General features: G+C 78.4%; 3 protein-coding genes. All 3 read left to right on the forward strand.

The window, feature by feature from the left end; translation table 11 throughout:
- Positions 1-786: (Fe-S)-binding protein (locus B0E53_RS35895; protein ID WP_146167953.1), on the forward strand; the 786-nt coding region annotated here is incomplete at its 5' end.
- 24 nt (positions 787-810) lie between these two features.
- Positions 811-1,233 carry a glutaredoxin domain-containing protein gene (locus B0E53_RS35900; protein ID WP_246835775.1) on the forward strand — a complete coding sequence of 141 codons (423 nt, stop codon included), beginning with the start codon at positions 811-813 and terminating at the stop codon, positions 1,231-1,233.
- A gap of 131 nt (positions 1,234-1,364) precedes the next feature.
- On the forward strand, positions 1,365-2,006 hold a 642-nt coding region (locus B0E53_RS35905; protein ID WP_210406359.1), incomplete at its 3' end, for a nitronate monooxygenase.

A 2,006-nucleotide genomic window follows, 5' to 3' on the forward strand; every position in this document is an offset into this window, starting at 1 on the left:
GCGGTCCTCGGCGCCGACCGGGTCCCGCAGTGGCGGCGCGACCTGCCCCGGGGCGGCCGGCCGCGCCGGCCACGCCCGGTCGACGAGCCGGACGCCGTCTTCGTCCCGTCCTGCCTCGGCACCCTGTTCGCGCCGGCCGAGGGCGGCTCCGGCGTGGCCGCCGCCCTGCTCACCCTCGCCGACCGGGCCGGCGTACGCCTGCTCGTGCCCGAGGGGATCGGCAGCATGTGCTGCGGCACGCCCTGGTCCTCCAAGGGCCTCACGGCCGGCTACGAGGCGGTGCGCGACCGGGTGCCGCCGGCGCTGCGGGCGGCCAGCCGCGACGGCGCGCTGCCGGTGGTCAGTGACGCCGCCTCCTGCACCGAGGGCTTCGCGAAGCTGCTCGCCGGGGCCGGCGACCTGCGGGTGGTCGACGCCGTCGGGTACGCGGCCGCCGAACTGCTGCCCCGGCTCACCGTGCGCCGCCGGCTCGGCTCCCTCGCGCTGCACCCGACCTGCTCGTCCACCCGGCTCGGGCTGGACGACGCCCTGCTCACCGTGGCCCGCGCCGTCGCCGACGAGGTGGTGGTGCCGGAGGGCTGGCAGTGCTGCGGCTTCGCGGGCGACCGGGGGCTGCTGCATCCCGAGCTGACCGCCTCGGCCACCCGCGCCGAGGCCGCCGCCGTCACCGCCCGCTCCTTCGACGGGTACGCCTCGGTGAACCGCACCTGCGAGATCGGCATGGCCCGGGCCACCGGGCAGCCGTACCGCCACCTGCTCGAACTGCTGGCCGACGCGACCGCCTGACGGCGGCGGGTAGCATCCCGCGACGTGCTGCGCAGTTGGTGGATGGCCGGCCTCATGCTGGTGTGCGGGGTGCTCGCCGCGGCCGGCGGGGACACCCCGGTGGTGGCCGTGGCCGAGTTCCTGGTCTTCGCGGTGCTGGCGGTGCTCTTCTCGCCGCTCGCGTTCCCGAGGTCGCTGCCCGCCGCCGAGGCGCGGGAGCGCAGTGCCCGCGACGGCCGGCCGGTGGTCTACTGGCGGCCCGGCTGCCGCTACTGCCTGCGGCTGCGACTCCGCCTTGGTCGCCGCGCCCGCCGGGCGTACTGGGTGAACATCTGGCGCGACCCCGACGGGGCGGCGGCGGTCCGGGCGGTCACCGGCGGCGACGAGACGGTCCCGACCGTGGTGCTGCGCGACGAGGCGGTGGTGAACCCGGAGCCGACCTGGCTGCGCGAACGGCTGCCGTCCTGACGGACCGCCGCGGCGACGCGGCCCGGAACGGGGCTCGCGACGCGGGCTCGGCGGCCCGGCTCGGTGGAACCCGCCGGGTGGAGGTGCGGGCCGGGAGGAGACGACCGGCGCTGGGCGGGCAGACTGGAGCCGTGGACGGGACACGGGAGCTGCTCGGGGTGGACGTGCCGGTCGTCGCGGCGCCGATGGGCGGTGGGCCGACCACCACCGGGCTGGCGGCGGCGGTGGGCGTGGCCGGGGCGTTCGCGTTCCTGGCCGCCGGCTACAAGACACCGGAGGCGGTGGCGGCGGAGATCGCCGACCTGCGGGCCGGTGGCCGGCCGTTCGGGGTGAACGTCTTCGTGCCCACCCCGGTGCCGGTGGCGGAGGCGGAGTTCCGCCGCTACGCGACCCGGATCGCCGCCGAGGGCACGCCCTACGGCCTGGACCTGGCGGCCGCCGCGCGCACCGAGGACGACGACCACTGGGCGGCGAAGCTCGACCTGCTGCTCGCCGACCCGGTGCCGGTGGTCAGCTTCACGTTCGGCCTGCCTCCGGAGCCGGTGGTCCGGGACCTGCGCCGGGCCGGCAGCCGGGTGCTGGTCACCGTGACCGACCCGGCCGAGGCGGCGGCCGCGGCCGACCTCGGGGTGGACGGGCTGGTCGCGCAGAGCGGCGCCGCCGGCGGGCATCTGGGCACCTTCACCCCGGACGCCCCGCCGCCGCTACGCCCGCTGCCCGACCTGGTCGCGCTGGTCGCCGGCCGCACCGGGTTGCCCGTGCTCGGCGCGGGC

The organism is Micromonospora sp. MH33, from assembly GCF_003013775.1.
GTDB lineage: Bacteria > Actinomycetota > Actinomycetes > Mycobacteriales > Micromonosporaceae > Micromonospora > Micromonospora fulviviridis.